The organism is Rhodopseudomonas parapalustris (assembly GCF_053772255.1).
The window spans coordinates 69748-91009 of the sequence record NZ_JAMKBZ010000014.1 but is presented as its reverse complement, the minus strand read 5'-3'; the positions used below and the strand labels follow the sequence as shown (position 1 = coordinate 91009).

Annotated in this window: 18 protein-coding genes; 16 read left to right on the top strand and 2 right to left on the bottom strand. The window is 66.5% G+C overall.

Annotated elements, in window-relative coordinates:
* Window positions 1-32: 32 nt before the first annotated feature.
* Window positions 33-794: a hypothetical protein gene (locus M9H71_RS14215; protein WP_455405621.1), complete on the top strand. Its 762-nt coding sequence runs from the start codon at window positions 33-35 to the stop codon at window positions 792-794.
* Here M9H71_RS14215 and erpA read toward each other — a convergent pair whose 3' ends face one another.
* Window positions 795-1127 carry an iron-sulfur cluster insertion protein ErpA gene (gene erpA / locus M9H71_RS14210; protein WP_110785547.1) on the bottom strand — a complete coding sequence of 111 codons (333 nt, stop codon included), beginning with the start codon at window positions 1125-1127 and terminating at the stop codon, window positions 795-797.
* Between the two features lie 106 nt (window positions 1128-1233).
* On the opposite strand from erpA, the gene M9H71_RS14205 reads away from it, so the two are divergent.
* The 14 genes from M9H71_RS14205 (at window position 1234) to surE (ending at window position 19867) form a co-directional block, all read left to right on the top strand.
* Window positions 1234-2448 carry a deoxyguanosinetriphosphate triphosphohydrolase gene (locus M9H71_RS14205; protein ID WP_455405620.1) on the top strand — a complete coding sequence of 405 codons (1215 nt, stop codon included), beginning with the start codon at window positions 1234-1236 and terminating at the stop codon, window positions 2446-2448.
* Window positions 2449-2514: 66 nt separating this feature from the next.
* Window positions 2515-4293, top strand: coding sequence for an arginine--tRNA ligase (gene argS / locus M9H71_RS14200; RefSeq protein WP_455405619.1), 1779 nt, complete (start codon window positions 2515-2517; stop codon window positions 4291-4293).
* Between the two features lie 102 nt (window positions 4294-4395).
* Window positions 4396-6039: an SPOR domain-containing protein gene (locus M9H71_RS14195; RefSeq protein WP_455405618.1), complete on the top strand. Its 1644-nt coding sequence runs from the start codon at window positions 4396-4398 to the stop codon at window positions 6037-6039.
* A 47-nt stretch (window positions 6040-6086) separates the two neighbouring features.
* Window positions 6087-7112, top strand: coding sequence for a beta-N-acetylhexosaminidase (gene nagZ, locus M9H71_RS14190; RefSeq protein WP_455405617.1), 1026 nt, complete (start codon window positions 6087-6089; stop codon window positions 7110-7112).
* Window positions 7109-7939, top strand: coding sequence for a segregation and condensation protein A (locus M9H71_RS14185; protein ID WP_164604935.1), 831 nt, complete (start codon window positions 7109-7111; stop codon window positions 7937-7939). The genes nagZ and M9H71_RS14185 overlap by 4 nt, the downstream gene beginning before the upstream one ends.
* A gap of 20 nt (window positions 7940-7959) precedes the next feature.
* Window positions 7960-9183: an SMC-Scp complex subunit ScpB gene (gene scpB, locus M9H71_RS14180; RefSeq protein WP_455405616.1), complete on the top strand. Its 1224-nt coding sequence runs from the start codon at window positions 7960-7962 to the stop codon at window positions 9181-9183.
* 147 nt (window positions 9184-9330) lie between these two features.
* Window positions 9331-9567, top strand: a complete 237-nt coding sequence (locus M9H71_RS14175) for a twin-arginine translocase TatA/TatE family subunit (protein ID WP_164604933.1) — start codon at window positions 9331-9333, stop codon at window positions 9565-9567.
* Window positions 9568-9748: 181 nt separating this feature from the next.
* Window positions 9749-10294, top strand: coding sequence for a Sec-independent protein translocase protein TatB (gene tatB, locus M9H71_RS14170; RefSeq protein ID WP_455405615.1), 546 nt, complete (start codon window positions 9749-9751; stop codon window positions 10292-10294).
* The gene (tatC, locus tag M9H71_RS14165) at window positions 10291-11100 is read left to right on the top strand and encodes a twin-arginine translocase subunit TatC (RefSeq protein ID WP_455405614.1); all 810 of its coding nucleotides are present in this window, start codon (window positions 10291-10293) and stop codon (window positions 11098-11100) included. The genes tatB and tatC overlap by 4 nt, the downstream gene beginning before the upstream one ends.
* Window positions 11101-11308: 208 nt before the next feature.
* Window positions 11309-14371 carry an autotransporter outer membrane beta-barrel domain-containing protein gene (locus M9H71_RS14160; RefSeq protein ID WP_455405613.1) on the top strand — a complete coding sequence of 1021 codons (3063 nt, stop codon included), beginning with the start codon at window positions 11309-11311 and terminating at the stop codon, window positions 14369-14371.
* 110 nt (window positions 14372-14481) lie between these two features.
* Window positions 14482-15786 (top strand): serine--tRNA ligase, encoded by a 1305-nt coding sequence (gene serS, locus M9H71_RS14155; RefSeq protein WP_455405612.1) that lies wholly within the window; start codon window positions 14482-14484, stop codon window positions 15784-15786.
* A 5-nt stretch (window positions 15787-15791) separates the two neighbouring features.
* A complete protein-coding gene (locus tag M9H71_RS14150) occupies window positions 15792-16472 on the top strand; it encodes a CAP domain-containing protein (protein WP_455405611.1) in 681 nt (226 codons plus the stop codon).
* Window positions 16473-16766: 294 nt separating this feature from the next.
* Window positions 16767-18962 (top strand): TonB-dependent siderophore receptor, encoded by a 2196-nt coding sequence (locus tag M9H71_RS14145; protein WP_455405610.1) that lies wholly within the window; start codon window positions 16767-16769, stop codon window positions 18960-18962.
* 137 nt (window positions 18963-19099) lie between these two features.
* Window positions 19100-19867, top strand: a complete 768-nt coding sequence (gene surE, locus M9H71_RS14140) for a 5'/3'-nucleotidase SurE (RefSeq protein ID WP_455405609.1) — start codon at window positions 19100-19102, stop codon at window positions 19865-19867.
* Window positions 19868-20000: 133 nt separating this feature from the next.
* Here the strand turns inward: surE and M9H71_RS14135 are convergent, their stop codons facing one another.
* The gene (locus M9H71_RS14135) at window positions 20001-20375 is read right to left on the bottom strand and encodes a response regulator (RefSeq protein ID WP_011158390.1); all 375 of its coding nucleotides are present in this window, start codon (window positions 20373-20375) and stop codon (window positions 20001-20003) included.
* A 225-nt stretch (window positions 20376-20600) separates the two neighbouring features.
* Between M9H71_RS14135 and M9H71_RS14130 the strand changes: the two genes are divergently transcribed.
* Window positions 20601-21254 (top strand): protein-L-isoaspartate(D-aspartate) O-methyltransferase, encoded by a 654-nt coding sequence (locus M9H71_RS14130; protein WP_455405608.1) that lies wholly within the window; start codon window positions 20601-20603, stop codon window positions 21252-21254.
* Window positions 21255-21262: the final 8 nt, after the last annotated feature.

The window sequence follows — 21262 nt, the reverse complement described above, 5'->3', positions numbered from 1 at the left end:
GGCGTGGCGGGCGCAGCAACGGCGCGGACACAATGGCCACCATCTCCATCAACCTCCAGAACAACAGCAATACGCTGCAGAACGTCTGCTTCTTCCAGCAGCCGGCGCAGTATTCCAGCGGCGGTCAGGTGTATGCCAGCAGCCTGTTGGGCCAGCCGGTGCTGCCCTACGATACATCGGGCGCGATCTTGAGCTTCATGATCGCACCCCAGACCTATGCGGGCGTGCAGCAGCAGATTGCTCCGCCGCAGCCCGGACAACCGGTCGGGCAGGCGGGTGCGATCCGGGCGATCGAACCGACGCCGGCGCAGGGCACGCCGACGGGTAACACCACGACGATGACGGTGACGCCAGCGCTCGGCCTGTCGCCGACGACGGTGACCGCCGGGCTGAAGACCGGCGCGTTCCGGATCGCGACGGCGTCGTTCAATCCGGTGCTGGTCGCCTACAACGCGGGCGTCGCGATGCAGACGCTGGCCGGCGGAATCCTGCTGTCTAATTTCGTGACGGCGCCGCCGAACGTCGCCCTGGATTGCACGCCATCGCTCAAGTTTTACGTGCAGATCGGCGCCTATACCGCAGGGACCGCAATCGATTTCCTCACGATGTCGACCACCGCCGCGGTCTGCGATGCGACCCAGGGCTTCACCGCCTTCGGCGTCAGCTACAACATCGACGGCACCTGGACGGTCAAGAACATGGTCAACGCCAAGACGAGCACCGGCGAGGTGAAGCTGGTCGTGGTCTCCGAGTTCACCACCGCGCCGGCGCCGAAGGAGCTGCCGCGCGGATGATCAGATCGAAAAACTGGTGCCGCAGCCGCAGGAGGCGGTGGCGTTCGGGTTGTTGACCCGGAACGAGGCGCCGATCAGGTCGTCGACGAAATCGACTTCGGAGCCGGCGAGGAACGGCACAGAGGCGGAATCGACCAGCACCACCGCGCCCTCTCTGGCGATCACCAGATCGTCGTCGGTCTTGGTTCGGTCGACGTCGAATTTGTACTGAAAGCCGGAGCAGCCGCCGCCTTCGACGCTGATCCGCAGCATCGCGCCTTGGCCTTCGCCTTTGAGGATTTCGCCGATCCGGCGCGCCGCGCGTTCGCTGATGGTGACGCTCGATTCCGTCATCTCGCCGCTCCGTGTCGACGGGCAGGGCCCGTCATTGGATTTCTCTGCCAACAATAGTTAAGTGCGCCGCACCGCAGAATCAAACGCTGAAGGACGAGTCGCGCGCGTGTCGGTCGGTATGGCAGCCCCCCGTGCAGCTTTTGGCTGCGATCCGGACCACAGCCGCGGCCGGCAGTTTCACGAGCCGCCGAGCCGGACCCGCAGCGCGTTTCGCCGCGATTGCGACCGCGTCATCCACTCCAACGCGTTTCGCCGGCTGAAGCACAAGACCCAGGTCTTCGTGTTCCACGAGGGCGATCACTACCGCACGCGGCTGACCCACAGCCTGGAAGTGGCGCAGATCGCCCGCGCGCTGGCCCGCCAGCTCGGGCTCGACGAAGATCTCACCGAAACGCTGGCGCTCGCCCATGACCTCGGCCATCCGCCGTTCGGCCATGCCGGCGAGCGGGCGCTCGACGCCTGCCTGAAGGATGCCGGCGGCTTCGACCACAATGCCCAGACGCTGCGGGTGCTGACCGCGCTCGAGCACCGCTATCCCGAGTTCGACGGTCTCAACCTGACCTGGGAGACGCTGGAAGGCGTGGTCAAGCACAATGGCCCGCTGACCGACCGGGCTGGCGCGCCGCTGCCGCGCTATGCCGAGCACGGGGTGCCGCGCGGCATCACCGAGTTCAACGAGCGCTTCGATCTGCAGCTCTGGAGCTTCGCCTCGCTCGAAGCCCAGGTGGCGGCGATTGCCGACGACATCGCCTACGACGCCCACGACATCGACGACGGCCTGCGCGCCGGGTTGTTTCGGATCGACGATCTCGTCGAGGTGCCGCTGGTGGCCCGGATCATTGCGGCGATCGACCGGCGCTATCAGGGACTCGACGATACGCGGCGCGGCGCCGAGCTGGTGCGCGAGCTGATCTCGCATTTCATCGGCGCGGTTGCGGCCGAGGCCGAGCGGCGGATCGCCGAGGCGAGGCCGGGTGCGGCCGATGACGTCCGCCGCGCCGAGCGGGCGCTGGTGGCGTTTCCGTCCGAGACGGCGAAGGCCGAAGCCGAGATCAAGTCCTTCCTCTGGACCCGGATGTACCGCGCCGAGCGGGTGATGAAGGTGATGCGCGACGCCGAAGCGATCGTCGCCGAGCTGTTTCAGCGCTATTGCGACCATCCGGAGGATCTGCCGCCGGACTGGCTGCCGGCCAACGGCCCGGTGGCCGAGTGCGAGGCCGATCGGTTGCTCCGGATTCGCAATTTCATTGCCGGCATGACCGACCGCTACGCGCTCGCCGAACATCAGCGGCTTTTTGACTCGACCCCGGATTTGCGTTAGGCGGCGCCCGGACCGGCCCGAAACGGCCGCTCCCATTTTCCCTTGTCAGATATAGTCGAGCTCCCGATGTCCACGCATCTTTTCGCCCGTCTCCTGTCGCGCGTGCACGCGGTGTGCGCGGCGCTGATCGAAGAGGGCGCGCTGCCCGCCGGGATCGACCTGTCGCGTGTCGTGGTCGAGCCGCCTAAGGACGCTTCCCACGGCGACATGGCGACCAACGCCGCGATGGTGCTGGCCAAGGACGCCAAGGCCAAGCCGCGCGATCTTGCCGAGAAGATCGCCGACAAGCTGCGTGCCGAGGATCTGATCGATCAGGTCGCGATCGCCGGGCCCGGCTTCATCAACCTGACGCTGAAGCCGGCGGTGTGGGCGGAGGCGCTGCGCGCCGTGCTCGACGCCGGCGCCGGTTACGGCCGCAGCACCGTTGGCGGTGGTGAGAAGGTCAACGTCGAATACGTCTCGGCCAATCCGACCGGGCCGATGCATGTCGGCCATTGCCGCGGCGCGGTGTTCGGCGATGCGCTCGCGAACCTGCTCGATATTGCGGGCTACGCGGTCACCCGCGAGTACTACATCAACGACGCTGGCGCCCAGGTCGATGTGCTGGCACGGTCGGCATTCCTGCGTTACCGCGAAGCGCTCGGCGAGGACATCGGTGCAATCCCCGAGGGGCTGTATCCGGGCGATTACCTCAAGCCCGTCGGCGAAGCGCTGAAGGCCGAGCACGGCGCTGCGCTCAAAGACATGACTGAGGCGCAGTGGCTGCCGACCGTCCGGGCCACGGCGATCGCAATGATGATGGAGGCGATCAAGGGCGACCTCGCCGCGCTGAATATCACCCACGAAGTGTTCTTCTCGGAGCGCTCGCTGATCGAGGGCGGCCGCAATCGCGTCGCCGATACCATCGATTTTCTGCGCGCCAAGGGCGACGTGTATCAGGGCCGGTTGCCGCCGCCGAAGGGCGCGCCGGTCGAGGACTACGAGGACCGCGAACAGACCCTGTTCCGTGCCACCGCCTATGGCGACGACGTCGACCGGCCGCTGCTGAAGTCGGACGGCTCCTATACCTATTTTGCCTCCGACATCGCCTATCACAAGGTGAAGTTCGACGCTGGCTTCGCCAACATGGTCGACGTCTGGGGCGCCGATCACGGCGGCTATATCAAGCGGATGCAGGCAGCGATCCAGGCGGTGACCGCCGGCAAGGGCGCGCTGGACGTCAAGATTGTCCAGCTCGTCCGGCTGCTGCGCAATGGCGAGCCGGTGAAGATGTCGAAGCGGGCAGGCGACTTCGTCACCCTGCGCGAGGTCGTTGACGAGGTCGGTTCCGACGCCGTCCGCTTCATGATGCTGTTCCGCAAGAACGACGCGGTGCTCGATTTCGACCTCGCCAAGGTGATCGAGCAGTCGAAAGACAATCCGGTGTTCTACGTCCAGTACGGCCACGCCCGCGGCCATTCGATCTTCCGCAACGCACGCGAGGTGGTTCCGGATCTGCCGGAGGATTCGAAGGAGCGGGCGGCGATGCTGCGGCAGGCGCCGCTGGAGCGTCTGAACGATCCGGCCGAGCTCGAACTATTGAAGCTTCTGGCGCTCTATCCGCGCATCGTCGAGGCCGCCGCCCAGGCCCACGAGCCGCACCGAATTGCGTTTTATCTCAATGAGCTCGCGAGCGAATTTCATGCGCTTTGGACGCATGGCCGCGATTTGCCTCATTTACGCTTCATTATCAATAATGATGCAGACATTACCCGAGCGCGCTTGGCGATGGTCCAAGCCGTCGTCTCGGTTTTGGCCTCGGGGCTCGCCATTCTCGGCGTCACTGCGCCGGACGAGATGCGATAGGGGATCGGCCGTCAGATGGGGATCTGTAGCGGCTTGTGAGAGCGGCCGTGACGTCTGCGAAGGCGCCTTTGGCTGCTTTCCCGAATGGGACGCGACATCACGATGACGGATCGATATCAGAATCGACCTTTTCCGGCGGATGACGATGACCGTCTTCCGGCCTCCCATTATCCGCAGAAGCCGGAGAACGATCCGCTCGCCGAGCTTGCCCGGCTGATTGGTCAGACCGACCCGTTCGGCCAGACCGCTCCCCGGACCGAACCGGCGCCGCCGATCGCGCCGCAAAGCCGCGCCACCGATTTCCGCGCCAGCCGGGCTTTGCCGTCGGCCGACGACGAGCTCGGGCCGCCGCCGATGCCGTCATGGATGCAGCATCGCCAGTCGCCGCGCGCGCCTGAGCCGCCGCGGGCGCCCGAACCGGTTCTGCCACCGGAGCCGGATTTCAGCCGGCCGCCGTCTTTCATCAATGCCGCGCCACCTGCGCCGCGGCGCGCCGACCTCACCAGCTACGAGCGCACGCCTGCGATGCAGGCGCCGGTGGAGCCGCGCTCGCTCGATATGCGGTCCTTCGATCCGGGGCCGATCGCGCCGCGCGCATCGGAGCCGCGGTTCGAACCGGCGGCGATCGAGCAGCGCCAGCTCGATCTGGTTCAGCCGGACCGTGTGCCTTACGAGCCGGACTACGATCCGCTGCCGGCCAGTGCGGCGCCGCTCGATCCGGCACGCTACGACGATGCGCTCTACGGCCAGCTTCCGGCCGATCCGGCGCCGATCGGCGGATATCAGGATCCGGCTTACGGCTATGGCGACGGCTACGACGAGCTGTCTGAAAGTCAGCCACTCAAGCCGCGCCGCAACACCATGCTCACCGTGTTCGCGATCCTGGCGCTGGCCGTGGTCGGCACCGGTGGTGCCTTGGCTTATCGCACCTTCGCCGGCGCCACGCGCAGCGGCGAACCGCCGGTGATCAAGGCCGACACCACTCCGACTAAGATTCCGGGGCCGTCGAACGACAATGCTGGTAAACCGATCCAGGATCGGCTCGCCTCCGGCAACGGCGTCGAGGCATTGGTGTCGCGCGAAGAGCAGCCGGCGGCCGACCCGTCGCGGATGCCGGGCTCCGGTCCGCGCGTTGTGCTGCCGCAGCTCAATCAGAACCCCAATCCGCCGACAGTGGCCAGCGTTGCGCCCGGCACCAAGCCGAACCTGACGCCGCCGCCGAACAACGGCACCCTGGCGGGCGACGAGCCGCGCAGGATCAAGACCTTCAGCATCCGGCCGGATCAGGCCGACCAGTCCGGTCAGCCGGCGGCTGCGTCCCGGCAGGCCAGCCGAACCGCGCCGCCGCCGGCGGCTCGCACGCCGGCACGGAGCGTCGAGGACGCCAATGCCTCGGCCGGTGCCGCACCCTTGTCGCTGTCGCCGGGAGCCGGCGAGACTCCGGCGCCGCGCGCCCAGCGCGTCGCTTCGCTGCCGGCTGCCGAACCGGTGACCTCCGGCGGTTACGTCGTGCAGGTGTCCTCGCAGCGTAGCGAGGCCGACGCCAAGTCCTCGTACCGGATGCTCCAGGGCAAGTTCTCTTCGGTGCTCGGCTCGCAACCGCACATCATCAAGAAGGTCGATCTCGGCAGCAAGGGCGTCTACTACCGCGCCATGGTCGGCCCGTTCGCGTCGGCCGAACAGGCACAGCAGGTCTGCGGGAACCTAAAAAGTGCCGGCGGACAGTGCTTCGTCCAGAGGAATTAACGGCGGTTTCCTTGACCCTGGAGGCGCGTGCGGGCTAAGCGCGCTGTATGCCACCGCGCGCCTTCATTTCCGGCCTGGCCGGCCTCAGCCTCAGCGACGACGAGCGCGGATTTTTCCGTGATTCCCGCCCGTGGGGCTTCATTCTGTTCAAGCGTAACGTCGACAATCCGGCGCAAGTCAAAGCGTTGGTTGAAGAATTGCGCGAATCTGTCGATTCGCCGGATGCGCCGGTCCTGATCGACCAGGAAGGCGGGCGGGTGCAGCGGCTCGGGCCGCCGCATTGGCCGCTCTATCCGCCTGGCGCGGTGTTCTCGTCGCTGTATCAGATCGACCCGGAGGCGGGGTTGACTGCGGCGCGGCTGAGCGCCCGGCTGATCGCAGACGATCTGCTCGCGCTGGGGATTACCGTCGACTGCCTGCCGCTCGCCGACGTTCCGGTCGCCGGCGCCGATGCGGTGATCGGCGATCGTGCTTACGGAAACACGCCGGACAAGGTCGCGGCGATTGCCCGCGCGGTCACCGACGGTCTGGCGCAAGGCGGCGTGCTGCCCGTGCTGAAGCATATTCCCGGCCATGGCCGGGCCACCGCCGACAGCCATCATCGCCTGCCGACGGTCGACACCGCACCCGAGGAACTCGACCGAACCGACTTCGCCGCGTTCCGTCCGCTCGCCGACCTGCCGATGGCGATGACTGCACATGTTGTGTTTAGCGCGCTGGACCCCGCCCAACCCGCGACCACTTCTGCGACAATGATCGACCGGGTGATTCGTAAGTCGATCGGGTTCCAAGGATTGCTGATGAGCGACGACGTTTCGATGAACGCGCTGGCCGGCTCGATCGCCGAACGCACCCGCGCGATCGTCGCGGCGGGCTGCGACGTCGTTCTGCATTGCAACGGCAAGCTCGACGAGATGAGTCAGGTGGCGGCCGACACGCCGGAGCTGCAGGGCAGGGCATTGGCCAGGGCCGAAGCAGCGCTGGCGGCGCGCCGGCCTCCGCAGCCGCTCGACCGCGCTGCGGCGCGATCCGAACTCGAAGCCTTGATCGGCCGCGCAAGGGTGGGCGCATGACCGCTGAAATTCTGCAATTCGAAACCGGCCGGCCCGTCGAACAGGTCGAGCAGGACGAAGCGCTCGTCATCGACGTCGAGGGCTATGAAGGTCCGCTCGACCTTCTGCTCACGCTGGCGCGGCAGCAGAAGGTCGATCTGCATAAAATCTCCATCCTGGCGCTTGCCGACCAGTATCTGCTGTTCATCGAAGAAGCGCGGAAGATCCGGCTCGAGCTCGCCGCCGACTATCTGGTGATGGCGGCGTGGCTCGCTTTCCTGAAGTCGCGCCTGCTGCTGCCGGAGCCGCCGGCCCAGGAAGGGCCGAGCGCCGAAGAGATGGCCAATGCGCTGGCCAACCGGCTGCGCAAGCTCGAGGCGATCCGCGAGGCGGCGAACCGGCTGATGACGCGGCCCCAGCTCAATCGCGACATTTTCCCGCGCGGGCAGGCCGAAGAAATCGCCGAGATCAAGCATCCCAAGTTCACGGCGACGCTGTACGATCTGCTCAGCGCCTACGCGTCGCAGCGGCAGTCGCGCGTGCTCACTACCGTTCATCTCGCCAAGCGCACGGTGTGGTCGCTGAGCGAAGCGCGCGCGTCGCTGGAGCGGCTGGTCGGCCTCGCCGAGGACTGGAGCCGGCTCGACGAGTATCTGCTGCGCTACATGCCCGACCCGACCCAGCGCGCCACCGTGCTGGCGTCGAGCTTCGCTGCCGCGCTCGAGCTGGTACGCGAGGGCGAGGTCGAGCTGCATCAGTCGGGCCCCTTGGCGCCTTTGTATTTTCGTAAGCGTCCGCCGTCTCCAGCGATGGAAGCGGCAGCCTTGCCGGATACTCCGGTCGGGTAGTGGAAGAAGGAGACCGAGCCATGGCAAGTCTGGCGGAGAAGCGCATCGTGGAGTTCGAACAACCGGTCGAACATCTCGCCGATGACAGCGCCGAACAGCAGCCGCAGTCCCGGCCCGAGGAGCTGCGCCTGCTCGAAGCCCTGCTGTTCGCGTCCCCCGAGCCGCTGGAGCAGTCTGCGCTCGCCAAGCGCATGCCGGAAGGCGTCGACATTAAGGCGGCGCTTAAGCAGTTGCAGGACGACTACGCTGGCCGTGGCGTCAATCTGGTTCGCATCGCCAGCAAATGGACGTTCCGCACCGCGGGCGATCTCGCTTGGCTGATGACGCGCGAGTCGACCGAGACCCGCAAGCTGTCGCGCGCCGCGATCGAGATGCTGGCGATCATCGCCTATCACCAGCCGATCACCCGCGTCGAAATCGAAGAGATTCGCGGCGTGGCGACCTCGAAGGGCACGCTCGACGTGCTGCTGGAGACCGGCTGGATCAAGCCGCGCGGGCGTCGCAAGACGCCGGGCCGTCCGCTGACGTTCGGCACCACCGAAGCGTTCCTGTCGCAGTTCAGCCTGGAGTCGCTGACCGATCTGCCGGGCCTCGAAGAGCTCAAGGGCACCGGCCTGCTCGACACCCGCCTGCCGACCGGCTTCAGTGTGCCGACGCCGTCGGACGATCCGGAGCTGCGCGAGGACGAAGATCCGCTCGAGCCCGGCGATCTCGATCTGTCGGTTGCGCCGCAGCCCGAACTGGATCTGGAGGGCGACGCCGCGGAGACCGCTGCCGCTGCGCCGGAGACTGCCGAAGCGGCGCAGGCTGGCGATGCAGAGCTCGGCGCGGCGGAAGCGGCCGAGCTGGATGCCGATGCGCCCGAGACCGGCATGATCGAAACGACGGCCGAGGGGATCGAAGCGGCAGCGGACGAAACCGGCTTCGTCGAGATCGAACAGACGGGCGACATTGAAGGCGACGAGACCGATCAGGTCGGCGAGGTCGAGCTGGAGGCGGAGACGGCGGATGGCGACGAACTGACCTCGGAGGACGAGGTGGCCACCGAGTTCGAGACCGCCGAGGCGGAACTGATCGAATCGGATCTGGTCGAGGATACCGTCGCGGAGAGCGAAGAAGCCTCGATCGGCGAAGCCGAAAGCGATCTCGATACCGCTGCCGAGGAACTCGATACCTCTGAGCCGGACGGCTCCGAGGACGCGACCGGCCACGACGCGCCGGAGCGGGACGATGGGCACCAGTGAGCCCGCGCCTGCGCCCGACAAGGAACCTGATGGACGCTGATCAACTCACCGTTGCGCCGGCATAAATCCTTGTTTTGGGCGGCTCTTTCACCTAGCTTCGCTGAAGAATAGGGCTGGCGTGCCGGTCGAGTTTCGGGAGAATGCAGGATGGGTTCACTCAGTATCTGGCACTGGATCGTCGTTATCGCGGTCGTCCTGCTGCTGTTTGGTCGGGGCAAGATTTCCGACCTGATGGGCGACGTCGCCCAGGGCATCAAGTCCTTCAAGAAGGGCTTGCAGGACGATGAAAAGACGGCGGAAACGTCCGAGCCGGTGAAGTCGATCGACCACTCCGCGACGCCTGGTGCAGCCAACCGCACCGACGTCGGCAGCAAGGCGGTCTGAGCGCGCAGGCGCGAAAGCCGCGCCGTTGTTTCGGGAGCGCGGCGTTGCCGAATCGACGGGATCTGATCCGTCGGCGCCCCACGCCGCCGGCACCTTCGGAACGGCGCAACGCGCGGGCGGCGAGCTTGCCCGCACGCGGATCGTGAGCTCGCGGGCGCATTGAGGCATAGTCGGCCGTTTCATGTTCGACATCGGGTGGAGTGAACTGATGGTGGTTGGGGTGGTCGCGCTGATCGCGATCGGCCCCAAGGAACTACCGGGCGTATTGCGCACGGTCGGGCAATGGATGGGCAAGGCGCGGCGGCTTGCCAGTGAGTTCCAGGGTCAGTTCCAGGAAGCCATGCGAGAGGCCGAAATGGCCGACCTCAAGAAATCGTTCGACGAGGTCAAGGAAGCCGCCAGCGGACTGTCGACCAACAACATGCTCACCAAGCTGTCGGGCGAGGTCAACGACGCGATCGCGCTGGACAAGCCCGCCACGCCGAGCACCTCTGAGGCCCCGCCGGTCGAACCGACCACGCCGGCGCAACCGACGGCCGAGACTTTGATCGAAGCGACCGTGCACGACGCCGCAATATCCGAACCGCTGGCGATCGTGCGCGAGGTGCAGGCGTCCGAGCCGGCGAATCTGCCGGTCGCGGCCGAGAGCCACGCGCTCGCCACCCCCGAAGCGGCGCCGCCGGATCTCGCTCACCCCGAACTGCCCAAGGACGCCAAAGCGTCATGAGTGCCGACGATATCGAGGCTTCCAAGGCACCGCTGATGGACCACCTGATCGAGCTGCGCTCGCGCCTGATCAAGGCGCTGCTCGGCTTCGGGATCGCGTTCATCTTCTGCTTCTTCTTCGCCAAACAGATCTACAACGTGCTGGTCTGGCCGTTCGTCTGGGTCGCAGGGCCCGAGAACTCGAAGTTCATCTACACCGCGCTGCTCGAATACTTCCTCACCCAGCTCAAGCTGGCGATGTTCGGCGCCGGCTTCATCTCGTTCCCGATCATCGCTACCCAGATCTACAAATTCGTCGCGCCGGGCCTGTACAAGCACGAGAAGAACGCCTTCCTGCCGTATCTGATTGCCACGCCGGGGTTCTTCGTGCTCGGCTCGCTGGTGGTGTACTTCGTGGTGCTTCCGATGCTGGTGCGGTTCTCGCTCGGCATGCAGCAGGTCGGCGGCGAGGAAACCGCGCAGATCCAGCTTCTGCCCAAGGTCGGCGAATATCTGTCGCTGATGATGTCGCTGATCTTCGCGTTCGGCCTGGCGTTCCAACTGCCGGTGATCCTGACCCTGCTCGGGCGGATCGGCGTGCTCACCGCCAAGCAGCTCAAGGAAAAGCGCCGTTACTTCATCGTCGGCGCCTTCGTCATCGCCGCGGTGCTGACCCCGCCCGACGTGATCAGCCAGGCCTCGCTCGCGATCCCGCTGCTGCTGCTGTACGAAGGCTCGATCATCGCTGTGTCGATCGTCGAAAAGAAGCGCGCCGCCGAGGACGCGAAAGCCAGCGCCAGCACCGACTCTTCGGCACCGTCGGCGTAGGGCAGGCTATTTTTCTCCCCTGAAGGCCGGACCGGCGTTGGCTGTGCCGACGCCGCAGATCCGCTTTGCTCGACCGGCCTTCGCCACCAGGCGAAGTCGGCGCAGGTCTCGGTGGTAACGAAGGCTGGATTGCGCCGCCTTCCGAATCGACCCCAAGCTGTCGGCCTTTGGTCTCGCTGACCGGCGTCGCCGGGTGAACGAGCGGTCGATGGGCAATTTCAAGAATCTCATTCTCCGGGCTGCGTTTGTGATCGCTTTAGGCGTGCTGGTTGCCGCGCCCCGCGTGGCCGGCGCGCAGAACTGCAACAGCCTCTGCCTGCAGCAGGCAGCCGACCAGGAAGCGCTGCTGGCGCAATTCAACAAGCTGCTGTCGAGTGCGGAGGGGCGGGCACTGCTCGACGCCAATCTGCGCAAGGAAAACGAGATCTACCTGAATTCCTCGCAGGCCGACAAAGTCGCCTCCGCCACCATCCTGATCATTCCGGCCGTCCCAGCCAACGTGCTGATCCGCGCCTTTCCGGGCAATCCGGCGTATTACTACAACGCCCAGGGCCTGCCGACGATCACGCCGCTGCCGCACCAGATCGAGGCGATGGAGCTGGAGATCATCGCCAACAATCAGATCGTGCCGATGAAGTCGTTCTTCGGCGCCACCGACATCTACGGTCGGGCCTACGGCTATCTGCCGGGGCAGTCGGACAGCGTCGGCAATCCGCCGCCGTATCAGGTCTCGGCCGAGATTCTCAGCCATCCGTTCACGCCGCAGAATTCGTCCTATCTGGCCTGGCAGAACCAGCAGACACCGGGCGCCTATAACGTCAATTGGGTGCTCGGCGACTCCAAGGTCGGCGATTTTCCCAGCGCCCACACCATTCTGGCCACCGCCAACGCGATCCCGTTCGCGATCCTCGCGCCCGGCTATTACCAGCAGTTCGCGTTGTCTCTGGTGGACTTCTCCTACGACCTCAACGTGTTCGCGGTGCATTATCCGCTCGACGTGATCGGCGGCCGGATCTCGGCCACCTATGTGATCGCCAACATGCTGGCCGGCAATCCGCTGTATCCGTCGGCGCTGTTCAATACCGGCACGCTTGTGGGGCTCAGCACGGCGATGCAGAGCTATCTCGGCGGTGGCGGCAGTTCGCCTTACGCCGCGGCCTGCGCCGATCTGATCGCCTGTCTCAGTAGCGGCGTGATCCCGACCGCCTCGACCTATGCCCGGCAGGCCAGCGCTTATCTGCAATTCATGACCTATGGCCTGCCGTCGGTCGGTCGCACCGATCTGCCGCCGGTGGTGCCCGCCGAAGCGCATTATCTGATCGCGACGCGTTATCCGTATCTGACGACCGATCAGCTCAACGAGATCTTGTACACCACCGAGACCGCATCGGGCGTTCCGCTCGACAACGGCAGCGGTTGGGCGCGGATCAACCTCTATGCCGCCGCCGGCGGCTACGGCGCATTCCGCAGCAACGTCACGGTGACGATGGATGCGTCGCGAGGCGGCCTCAACGCGTTCGACGTCTGGAGCAACGATATCTCCGGCCCGGGCGGATTGACGCTGGCGGGCACCGGCACGCTCGTGCTCGCAGGCACCAACACCTACACCGGCGGCACGCATATCGAGAGCGGCAGCTCGCTCGGCCTCAGCGGCAGTCTGCTCGGGCCGCTGTGGGTCGCGTCCGGTGCGAGCTTCGTGGTCGGCCGCAGCGGTACGTTCACCGGCGCGCTGACTAACGACGGCACCGTGTACAATGCCGGCGTGGTGGATGGCCGCTTCAGCGGCAGCGGCGCCTTCACCAACGCCGGCTGGCTCGGCGGCACCGGCACGTTCGGCTCGCTCGATCTGCGCGGCGGCTCCATCGTGTCGCCCGGTCATTCGGTCGGCACGATCCAGGTCACCGGCAATCTCAGCGTATCGGCCGGCGCCGCTTACGTCGCGCAGGTCGAGGGTGCGACCGCGGATCTGATCCAGGTCGGCGGCACCGCGAACCTGTCGGGCGGCACCGTCATCGCCAGCCTGATCGGACACAGCCCGATCCTCGGTCAGGCCTATCCGATCCTCACCGCCGCCGGCGGCATCACCGGCAGCTTCGCGCGCGCGGTGACCGCCGATCTGCCGTTCCTCGCATCGTCGCTGAACACTACGGCCAATACCGTGACGCTGACGCTCAACCGCAACGCCGTTCCGTTCGCCAGTCTGGCGACCAGCGCCAATCAGGCCGCGGTCGCCAATGCGCTCGATGCAGGTTCAGCGGCGAATGGGCTCGGCCTGCTGATCGCCACGCAATCGACCGCTGGGGCACCGCGCGCGTTCGACGCACTCTCAGGCGAGGTCCATGCCGGCGCCCAGTCGACGCTGTTCGACGACAGCCTGATCCTACGCGAGGCGGTGCTCGGGCGGATGCGGCAGAGCACCGCTGCCGACGCCGTTCAGGCCACAGGCGCGAACATCTGGGCGCAGGGCGTCGGCACCTGGGGCCGCAGCGGCAGCGACGGCAATGCCGCGGAGGCCAGCAGATCGGTCGCCGGTTTCTTCAGCGGCGTCGACTATCGCTTCGGCTCCGGCTGGCAGGTCGGCCTCGCGGGGGGCACCACCGGCTCCACCGTGACGGTGCGCGACCGCGCCAGTTCCGCCGACATCGATACCGCGCATCTCGCCGGCTACGCATCCGGCGAGGCCGGCCCGTGGCGGCTGCGCTCGGCGGCCTCCGCCAGCTTCAGCACGCTTTCGACCAGCCGCTCGGTGAGCTTCCCCGGCGTCACCGACATCGCCGGCGCGCGCTACGATGCCACCACCGTCCAGGCGTTCGGCGAGATCGGCTACCGCGTGGCGGTCGGGCAGGCCATCGCCGAGCCGTTCGGCGGGCTGGCGCTGGTGCATCTGCATCGCGATGGGTTCGCCGAAGGCGGCGGCATCACCGCGCTGACGGGGACGAGCCGCAACGACGATATCGGCTATTCGACCCTGGGCGGCCGGCTGACGACCAGTTTCACGCTGTCGCCCGGTCTGGTGGCGATGCCCCGGCTGGCGGCGTCCTGGCAGCATGCGTTCGGCGCCACGGCACCGATCGCGGAGCTCGCGTTCCGCAGCACCGGCGAGCCGTTTGCGGTCGCTGGCGTTCCGCTCGACCGCGACACCGCGCTGGTCGAGTGCGGGCTCGATCTGCAGCTCGGGCCGCAGGCGCGGGCGGGACTAGCGTACGCCGCCCAGCGCGGCGAGCGCGTCCGACGCGACCAGGTCCGCGGCCTGTTGAGCTGGCAGTTCTGAAAGCCCACGGTTGTCCTGCACGGCCTTGTGCCGGGCATTGCCGTCTTCTACAGACGTTGCTCCGCAACACGCGGACGGCCGGGACGGGCCCGGCCTGACGAGGCGATTCCATGCACGACATCAAAGCGATCCGCGACAATCCGCAAGCCTTCGACGCGGCGTTCACGAGGCGCGGTCTGGCGCCGATCGCAGATAGCCTGATCAAGCTCGACGAAGCCCGCCGCGCCGCAGTGCAGGCCGCCGAGCAGGCGCAGGCGCGGCGCAATGCGGCGTCGAAGGAGATCGGCGACGCCAAGAAGGCCAAGGACAACGCCCGCGCCGAGGCGCTCATGGCTGAAGTCACCGAACTGAAGACCACAATGCCGGCGCTCGACGCCGCCGTGAAGGAGGCCGACGAGGCGCTGAAAAAGGCGCTGTCGGAAATCCCGAACCTGCCGCTGCCTGAGGTGCCGCAAGGCGCCGATGAACACGGCAACGTCGAACATCACCGCTTCGGCGAAAAGCCGAGCTACACGTTTGCGCCGAAGCCGCATTACTACCTCGGCGAAGCGCTCGGCATGATGGACTTCGAAGCCGCCGCGAAAATGAGCGGCGCGCGCTTCACCGTGCTGAAGAAGGGCCTCGCGCGCCTGGAACGCGCGATCGGCCAGTTCTTCCTCGACGTCCACACCGGCGACCACGGCTACACCGAAGTCAACCCGCCGCTGCTGGTGAAGGACGATGCGATGTTCGGCACCGCGCAGTTGCCGAAGTTTCGCGAGGATCAGTTCGCGGCCGGCGCAATCGGCAGCGGCGGCGAGGGGTACTGGCTGATCCCCACCGCCGAAGTCTCGCTGACAAATCTCGTGCGCGAGTCCATCCTCGACGAGAAAGAACTGCCAATGCGGCTCACCGCGCTGACGCCGTGCTTCCGTGCCGAGGCCGGCGCGGCGGGGCGTGATACCCGCGGCATGATCCGGCAGCATCAGTTCACCAAGGTCGAGCTGGTGTCGATCACGACGCCGGAGCAGTCCAAGGACGAGCACGACCGGATGCTGTCCTGCGCCGAGGAAGTGCTGCGCCGACTGGGTCTGCATTATCGCGTGATGACGCTGTGCACCGGCGACATGGGCTTTGCGTCGCAGAAGACTTACGACATCGAAGTCTGGATGCCGGGGCAGGGCGAGGGCGGTGCGTATCGCGAAATCTCCTCGTGCTCGGTGTGCGGCGACTTCCAGGCCCGCCGCATGGACGCGCGCTCGCGCGGTCCGGACGGCAAACCACGCTTCGTCCACACCCTGAACGGCTCCGGCACCGCCGTTGGCCGAGCGCTGATCGCGGTGATCGAGAATTATCAGCAGGAAGACGGCTCGATCGCCGTCCCCGACGTGCTGCAGCCCTACATGGGCGGGCTGAAGGTGATCGCGAAGGCGTAAGCGCCATGTCTCTCTCCGTCATTGCGAGGAGCAAAGCGACGAAGCAATCCAGCCCTGTGCGCCGGGCGCTGGATTGCTTCGCTGCGCTCGCAATGACGCTGATACTTGCGGTGACCTTCTTCGTTTCAGTTTCTGCGCTGCCCGCCTTCGCCGCTGGGCCCGCCGAGATGATCTCCGCTTTCCGCGCCAAGAACGGCCAGGGCAAGGTGGTGATGGACGCGGCGCTGAATGCGATCGCGCAGCGGCAGGCCGTCGCAATGGCATCGAAGGACGTCCTCAGTCACGAAGCCGGCGGCCCGTTCACGTCGCGCGTGGCGCCGGCCAAGGTATCGCGCGCCGCCGAGAACATCGCCTACGGCTATCCGGATTTCCCGAATACGCTGAAGCAGTGGATCAACTCGCCGGGCCACCGCGCCAATCTGCTGCTCAAGGGCGCCTCCAAGGTCGGCGTCGCCAGCGTCAGATCAAGCGCGAGCGGCCGAACCTATTGGGCGATGGTGATCGCCGGCGGCGACGAGAAGCCGAAAGCCAAGCCGCCCGCAAAGTCAGCCAAGCCTGCTGCGGCTTCTGCGAAAGGGACCGCCAAGGAAAAGCTGGCGAAGCCCAAATCGGTTCAATCCAAGTCGGTTCAACCCAAGTCGGTGCAGCGCGACTGCAGCATCAAGATGCTGGGCCTGTGCTTCTGACAGAGTTGCGTGCCTCGCAAGCCGCTACTTGATCGTGTGGGCGTGGTGCTATCGGCGCGGCGCTTAACTGGAATCGTTCCAGGCTGACGACGGCCCAGACTTGCCGCGATGCTCGCAAGCCCACTTGGCGGGTCTTTCTCAGCGCAATGCGGGCGAATGCCGCAGCTCATTTCTTGACCTATTCAAATTGTTCTCGCTGCGTGCCCCCCGCATAAGCCCTCGGTTGTTGGTACTGGGGGATTGGAAATGCCGAGGTGGAAAGTCTCGCGACGCGTTGCGCTCGCGAGCTGCAGTTTGTTGATCGGGGATGCCGGCTGGAGTGTCGCGGGCCATGCTCAGACATCGCTGCCTTCGGTCACGGTCGATGCGCCGAAGCCGGCGCAGGCGCGGCCGGCGCGCGCCGATCGCCGCTCGACGGCGACACAGCCGCGACGAACAGCGCTGCGCCCCACACCGGCTCAGCCTCCGGCCGCGGCCGTGCCGGCATCCGCGACGACGCTGTCGAGCGCGACCGGGCCGGTCAATGGTTTCGTTGCGTCCGGCAGTGCGACCGGCACCAAGACCAATACGCCGCTGATCGAAAGCTCGCAGTCGGTCTCGGTCGTGACCCAGGATCAGATCCGCGACACCGGCGCCCGCACGGTCGGCGAGGCGTTGGCCTATACGGCCGGCGTGCAGACGCAGCCGTTCGGCTACGACGCACGCTACGATCAATTCATGATCCGCGGCTTCTCGAGCACGCAGTTCGGCAATTATCGCGACGGTCTGCGGCAGGGGAACGGTCTCTACGTCTATTTCCGCAACGAGCCTTATGGCGCCGAGCGCATCGAGGTGCTGCGCGGACCGTCTTCGGTGCTGTACGGCGCCAACGACGCGGGCGGCCTAGTGAACTACGTCAGCAAGATGCCGCTGCCGTATCGCCTGAACGAAGCCGGCTTCGACGTCGGCAATTTCAACCGCTATCAGGGACGGTTCGATTTCAGCGGGCCGGTGCCCGGCCACGAGGATCTGTTGTATCGCTTCACCGGCCTGGTGCGCGACAGCGGCACGCAGATTCCCGGCACTTGGGACGACCGCGTCTACCTTGCGCCGAGCGTCACTGCGAAGCTGGGCGAGGACACGACCCTAACCATCCTGTCCGAGTACACGCGCAGCATGGCCTCGATGTGGCCGTACTACATGCAGAACCCGACTACCGGGCTGGCCACCAATATCCGGCTCGGCGATCCCGCGTTCGACGTGCTGAAGATATCGCAGGCATCGATCGGCTACCGGCTGGAGCACCGCTTCGATCCAGCGCTGACGTTCCGGCAGAACGTGCGGATCGGCCACGCCCGGCTCGACGGCGACATGATCGACGGGCTCGGCCTATCGGCCGATGGGCGCACGCTCAACCGTTACGCATCCAACTTCAAGGAGACGCTGAATACCTTCGCCATCGACAGCCAGATCGAGGCGAAGCTGGCGACCGGGCCGATCAAGCACACCGTGCTGGCGGGCCTCGACTATTTCAGGCAGTCGACGAAGTTCGGCTATTCGGTCGGGTCGGCGCCGCCGCTCGATCTGACCAATCCAGTCTTCGGCGTCGCGTTCCCGACCTCCGAGCTTTCGCCGCTCGCTGCTAACCGGCAGTCGCTCGGACAGCTTGGCCTCTATGTGCAGGACCAACTCGCGCTCGGCGGATGGCGGCTGACGGTCGGCGGCCGGCAGGATTTCTCCGAGCTGTCGCAGTACAACGAACTGTCGGGAACGACGACCTCCAGCACGCCTGACCGCTTCACCGGGCGCGCCGGGCTGCTGTATCTGTTCGACAGCGGTGTCGCGCCTTACGTCAACTACGCGACGTCGTTCCTGCCGCAGGCCGGCACCACGGCGCCGGGGCGGGGGGCATCGCCGTTCGCGCCGACCACCGGCGAGTCGTTCGAGGCCGGCGTCAAGTATCAGCCGCGCGGCTGGAACAGCTACTTCACGGCGACCTGGTTCAACCTGACCAAGGACAACGTGCTGACGGTCGATCCGGTGTTCGGCGCGATGTATTCGGTGCAGACGGGGCAGATCCGGTCGCGCGGGACGGAATTGGAGGCGGTGCTGTCGCTCGCTGAGGGTCTGAAAGGCATCGCCTCGTACAGCTACACTGAGGCCGAGGTGACGCGCAGCAACGACGCAGATCTCGGCAAGGTGCCGATCGGCGTTCCGACCCAGCAGGCGGCAGTGTTCATGGACTACACTTGGCAGACCGGCACGCTCGCCGGGTTCGGTCTCGGCGCGGGCGTGCGCTGGATCGATCAGACTTGGGCGGACGCGGCCAATACCGTGCGCAATCCGGCGAGCACGGCGTTCGACGCCGGCGTGCACTACGATTTCCGCGGCGTGCGGTTCGCCGTCAACGCGCGCAATCTTGGCGATCAGCGCATCGGCATCTGCAACGGCGGCAACTGCACCTTCACGCAGGGCCGCACCGTGCTCGGCAGCGTCACCGCGCGCTGGTGATGTTCGGGCGCCTCCTGAGCACCGCGTCCCGGGGGGCGCCGGCCGATCCGGTCGGCGTCGGCCGTATTTGCCTCTCGCGGCCGGGCCGGATATGACGACGGCCTCAAGAAAGACCTTCAGAGAGGCAGCCCAGCGACATGCGGATTCTGTGCACCAACGACGACGGCATTCATGCGCCCGGCCTGCAGACGGTCGAACAGATCGCCCGCGCGATTTCCGACGACGTCTGGGTGGTGGCGCCCGAACTCGACCAGTCCGGGGTGTCGCATTCGCTGTCGCTGAACGATCCCTTGCGCCTGCGCGAAGTCGGCCCGCGGCACTTCGCGGTGCGCGGCACGCCGACCGACTGCGTGATCATGGGCTCGCGGTTCATCCTCAAGGACAAGGCGCCTGATCTGGTGCTGTCGGGCGTCAACCGCGGCCGCAACGTCGCCGAGGACGTGGTCTATTCCGGCACCATCGCCGGTGCACTGGAAGGCACCATCCTTGGCCTGCCGTCCTTCGCACTGTCGCAGGAATTCACCATCGAGACGCGCAACGCGCCGCTGTGGGAGACCGCGCGGACGCACGCGCCGGGCATCATCCGCAAGGTGATGGCGGCCGGCGTGCCGAAGAACACCGTGGTCAACATCAACTTCCCGGCCTGCACGCCGGACGAGGTGAAGGGCGTGGTGGTGACGCGGCAGGGCAAGCGCAATCCCGGCTTCCTGCGCATCGACGAGCGCCACGACGGCCGCGGCAATCCGTACTACTGGATCGGCTTCGAGAAGATCAAAGTCGCCGACATGCCGGCCGAAGGCACCGATCTGGCCGCGCTCGCCGCCAACTTCGTTTCGGTGACGCCGCTCAAGCTCGACCGCACCGACGAAGGGTTTTCGCAAACGCTGACCAAGACGCTGGGATAAGCGCGAAACGAGCGCATAGCGCGTAGGATGGGTCGAGCGCAGCGAAACCCATCCTATCGGCGTGTAGGTTCGATGGGTTTCGCTGGCGCTCAACCCATCCTACGGCGCAGCGTCCGGAGATGATCCGACGGAATTACGCCGCGCCGCGCAGGGTGGCGTCGAGTGCCTGCTTCAGCGATTCGATCTGAAACGGCTTCTGCAGTGCCGGGCGGTCGCGATAATCTTCCGGCACGCCCTGGGTGCCGTAGCCGGTGGCGAAGATGAAGGGGCGGTTGCGCGCCTTGAGCAGATCGGCGACCGGCGAGATCACCTTGCCGTTGACGTTGACGTCGAGGATCGCGATGTCGAACTCGGTCGCTTCGGCGAGCTGCAGCGCCTCGTTGATTTCGCCGGTCTCGGCGGCGACCGAGAAACCTAGCTCTTCGAGCATGTCGACCACCATCATGCGGATCATCGCTTCGTCCTCGACCAGGAAAACGGAGCCGCCGGTCGGACTCGGTGTCGTCATCGGGTGATGTCCTCGAAAATGTTCTGTTGCGGGCGCCAAGCCGCGTCACGGCGCGTTGTCGACCACCGTCGCAAATAAGCGGCGGGATGGCAAATGCAAGCGGCGCTTGGTGCGTTGCGTGGCGCTCCGCACTTGCAAGGTCTCGGTCCGCACGCCAACACTCTGCTGAGAATCGCGCCACCCGGAACCAGAGTTGGCGCGCACCGACCGATCGCGAGACCCGATATGCCGAGCCCCGCGGCGCCGCCGCCCGAAAAGATGATGTTCCAGCTCAGTCTGCGGCGGCGCGGAATCAGCGATCAGGCGGTGTTACGGACGATGGAGGCGGTGCCGCGCGACCGTTTCGTCGATGCCGGCTATCGCGATGGTGCCTGGCGCGACACCGCGCTGCCGATTGCCTGCGGCCAGACCATCAGCCAGCCGTTCGTGGTGGCGTTCATGACCGAGCAGCTCGAGCTGCGGCCGCGCGACCGCGTGCTGGAGATCGGCACCGGCTCCGGCTACCACGCCGCGGTGCTGTCGCGGCTGGCCGCCGACGTTCTCAGCTTCGAGCGCTTCAAGACGCTGGCTGACCGCGCCCGCAAACGGCTCGCCGAGCTCGGCTGCCACAATGTCGAGGTGGTGTTTGGCGACGGTTTTGATCTGCCGGAGACCGCCGGCACTTTCGATCGCATCCTGGTCACGGCGGCGGTGCCGGAGCTGCCCGCGCGGCTGCTCGAGCGGCTCGATCCCGGCGGCGTGCTGATCGCGCCGGTCGGACCGGCAAACGGACGGCAGAGCCTGATGCGGGTGCGCCGCGGCGCGAACGGGGACGAACGCAAGGTGCTCGGCGAGGTCCGTTTCGTGCCCGCGCTGCGCGGCACCGCACGCGAGCTCTGAACCCACGC

Coding starts and splice junctions, on each gene's coding strand:
- M9H71_RS14215 (WP_455405621.1), top strand. CDS start 33: ATGGCCACCATCTCCATCAACCTCCAGAACAACAGCAATACGCTGCAG.
- erpA (WP_110785547.1), bottom strand. CDS start 1,127: ATGACGGAATCGAGCGTCACCATCAGCGAACGCGCGGCGCGCCGGATC.
- argS (WP_455405619.1), top strand. CDS start 2,515: ATGTCCACGCATCTTTTCGCCCGTCTCCTGTCGCGCGTGCACGCGGTG.
- M9H71_RS14195 (WP_455405618.1), top strand. CDS start 4,396: ATGACGGATCGATATCAGAATCGACCTTTTCCGGCGGATGACGATGAC.
- nagZ (WP_455405617.1), top strand. CDS start 6,087: ATGCCACCGCGCGCCTTCATTTCCGGCCTGGCCGGCCTCAGCCTCAGC.
- M9H71_RS14185 (WP_164604935.1), top strand. CDS start 7,109: ATGACCGCTGAAATTCTGCAATTCGAAACCGGCCGGCCCGTCGAACAG.
- scpB (WP_455405616.1), top strand. CDS start 7,960: ATGGCAAGTCTGGCGGAGAAGCGCATCGTGGAGTTCGAACAACCGGTC.
- M9H71_RS14175 (WP_164604933.1), top strand. CDS start 9,331: ATGGGTTCACTCAGTATCTGGCACTGGATCGTCGTTATCGCGGTCGTC.
- tatB (WP_455405615.1), top strand. CDS start 9,749: ATGTTCGACATCGGGTGGAGTGAACTGATGGTGGTTGGGGTGGTCGCG.
- tatC (WP_455405614.1), top strand. CDS start 10,291: ATGAGTGCCGACGATATCGAGGCTTCCAAGGCACCGCTGATGGACCAC.
- M9H71_RS14160 (WP_455405613.1), top strand. CDS start 11,309: ATGGGCAATTTCAAGAATCTCATTCTCCGGGCTGCGTTTGTGATCGCT.
- serS (WP_455405612.1), top strand. CDS start 14,482: ATGCACGACATCAAAGCGATCCGCGACAATCCGCAAGCCTTCGACGCG.
- M9H71_RS14150 (WP_455405611.1), top strand. CDS start 15,792: ATGTCTCTCTCCGTCATTGCGAGGAGCAAAGCGACGAAGCAATCCAGC.
- surE (WP_455405609.1), top strand. CDS start 19,100: ATGCGGATTCTGTGCACCAACGACGACGGCATTCATGCGCCCGGCCTG.
- M9H71_RS14135 (WP_011158390.1), bottom strand. CDS start 20,375: ATGACGACACCGAGTCCGACCGGCGGCTCCGTTTTCCTGGTCGAGGAC.
- M9H71_RS14130 (WP_455405608.1), top strand. CDS start 20,601: ATGCCGAGCCCCGCGGCGCCGCCGCCCGAAAAGATGATGTTCCAGCTC.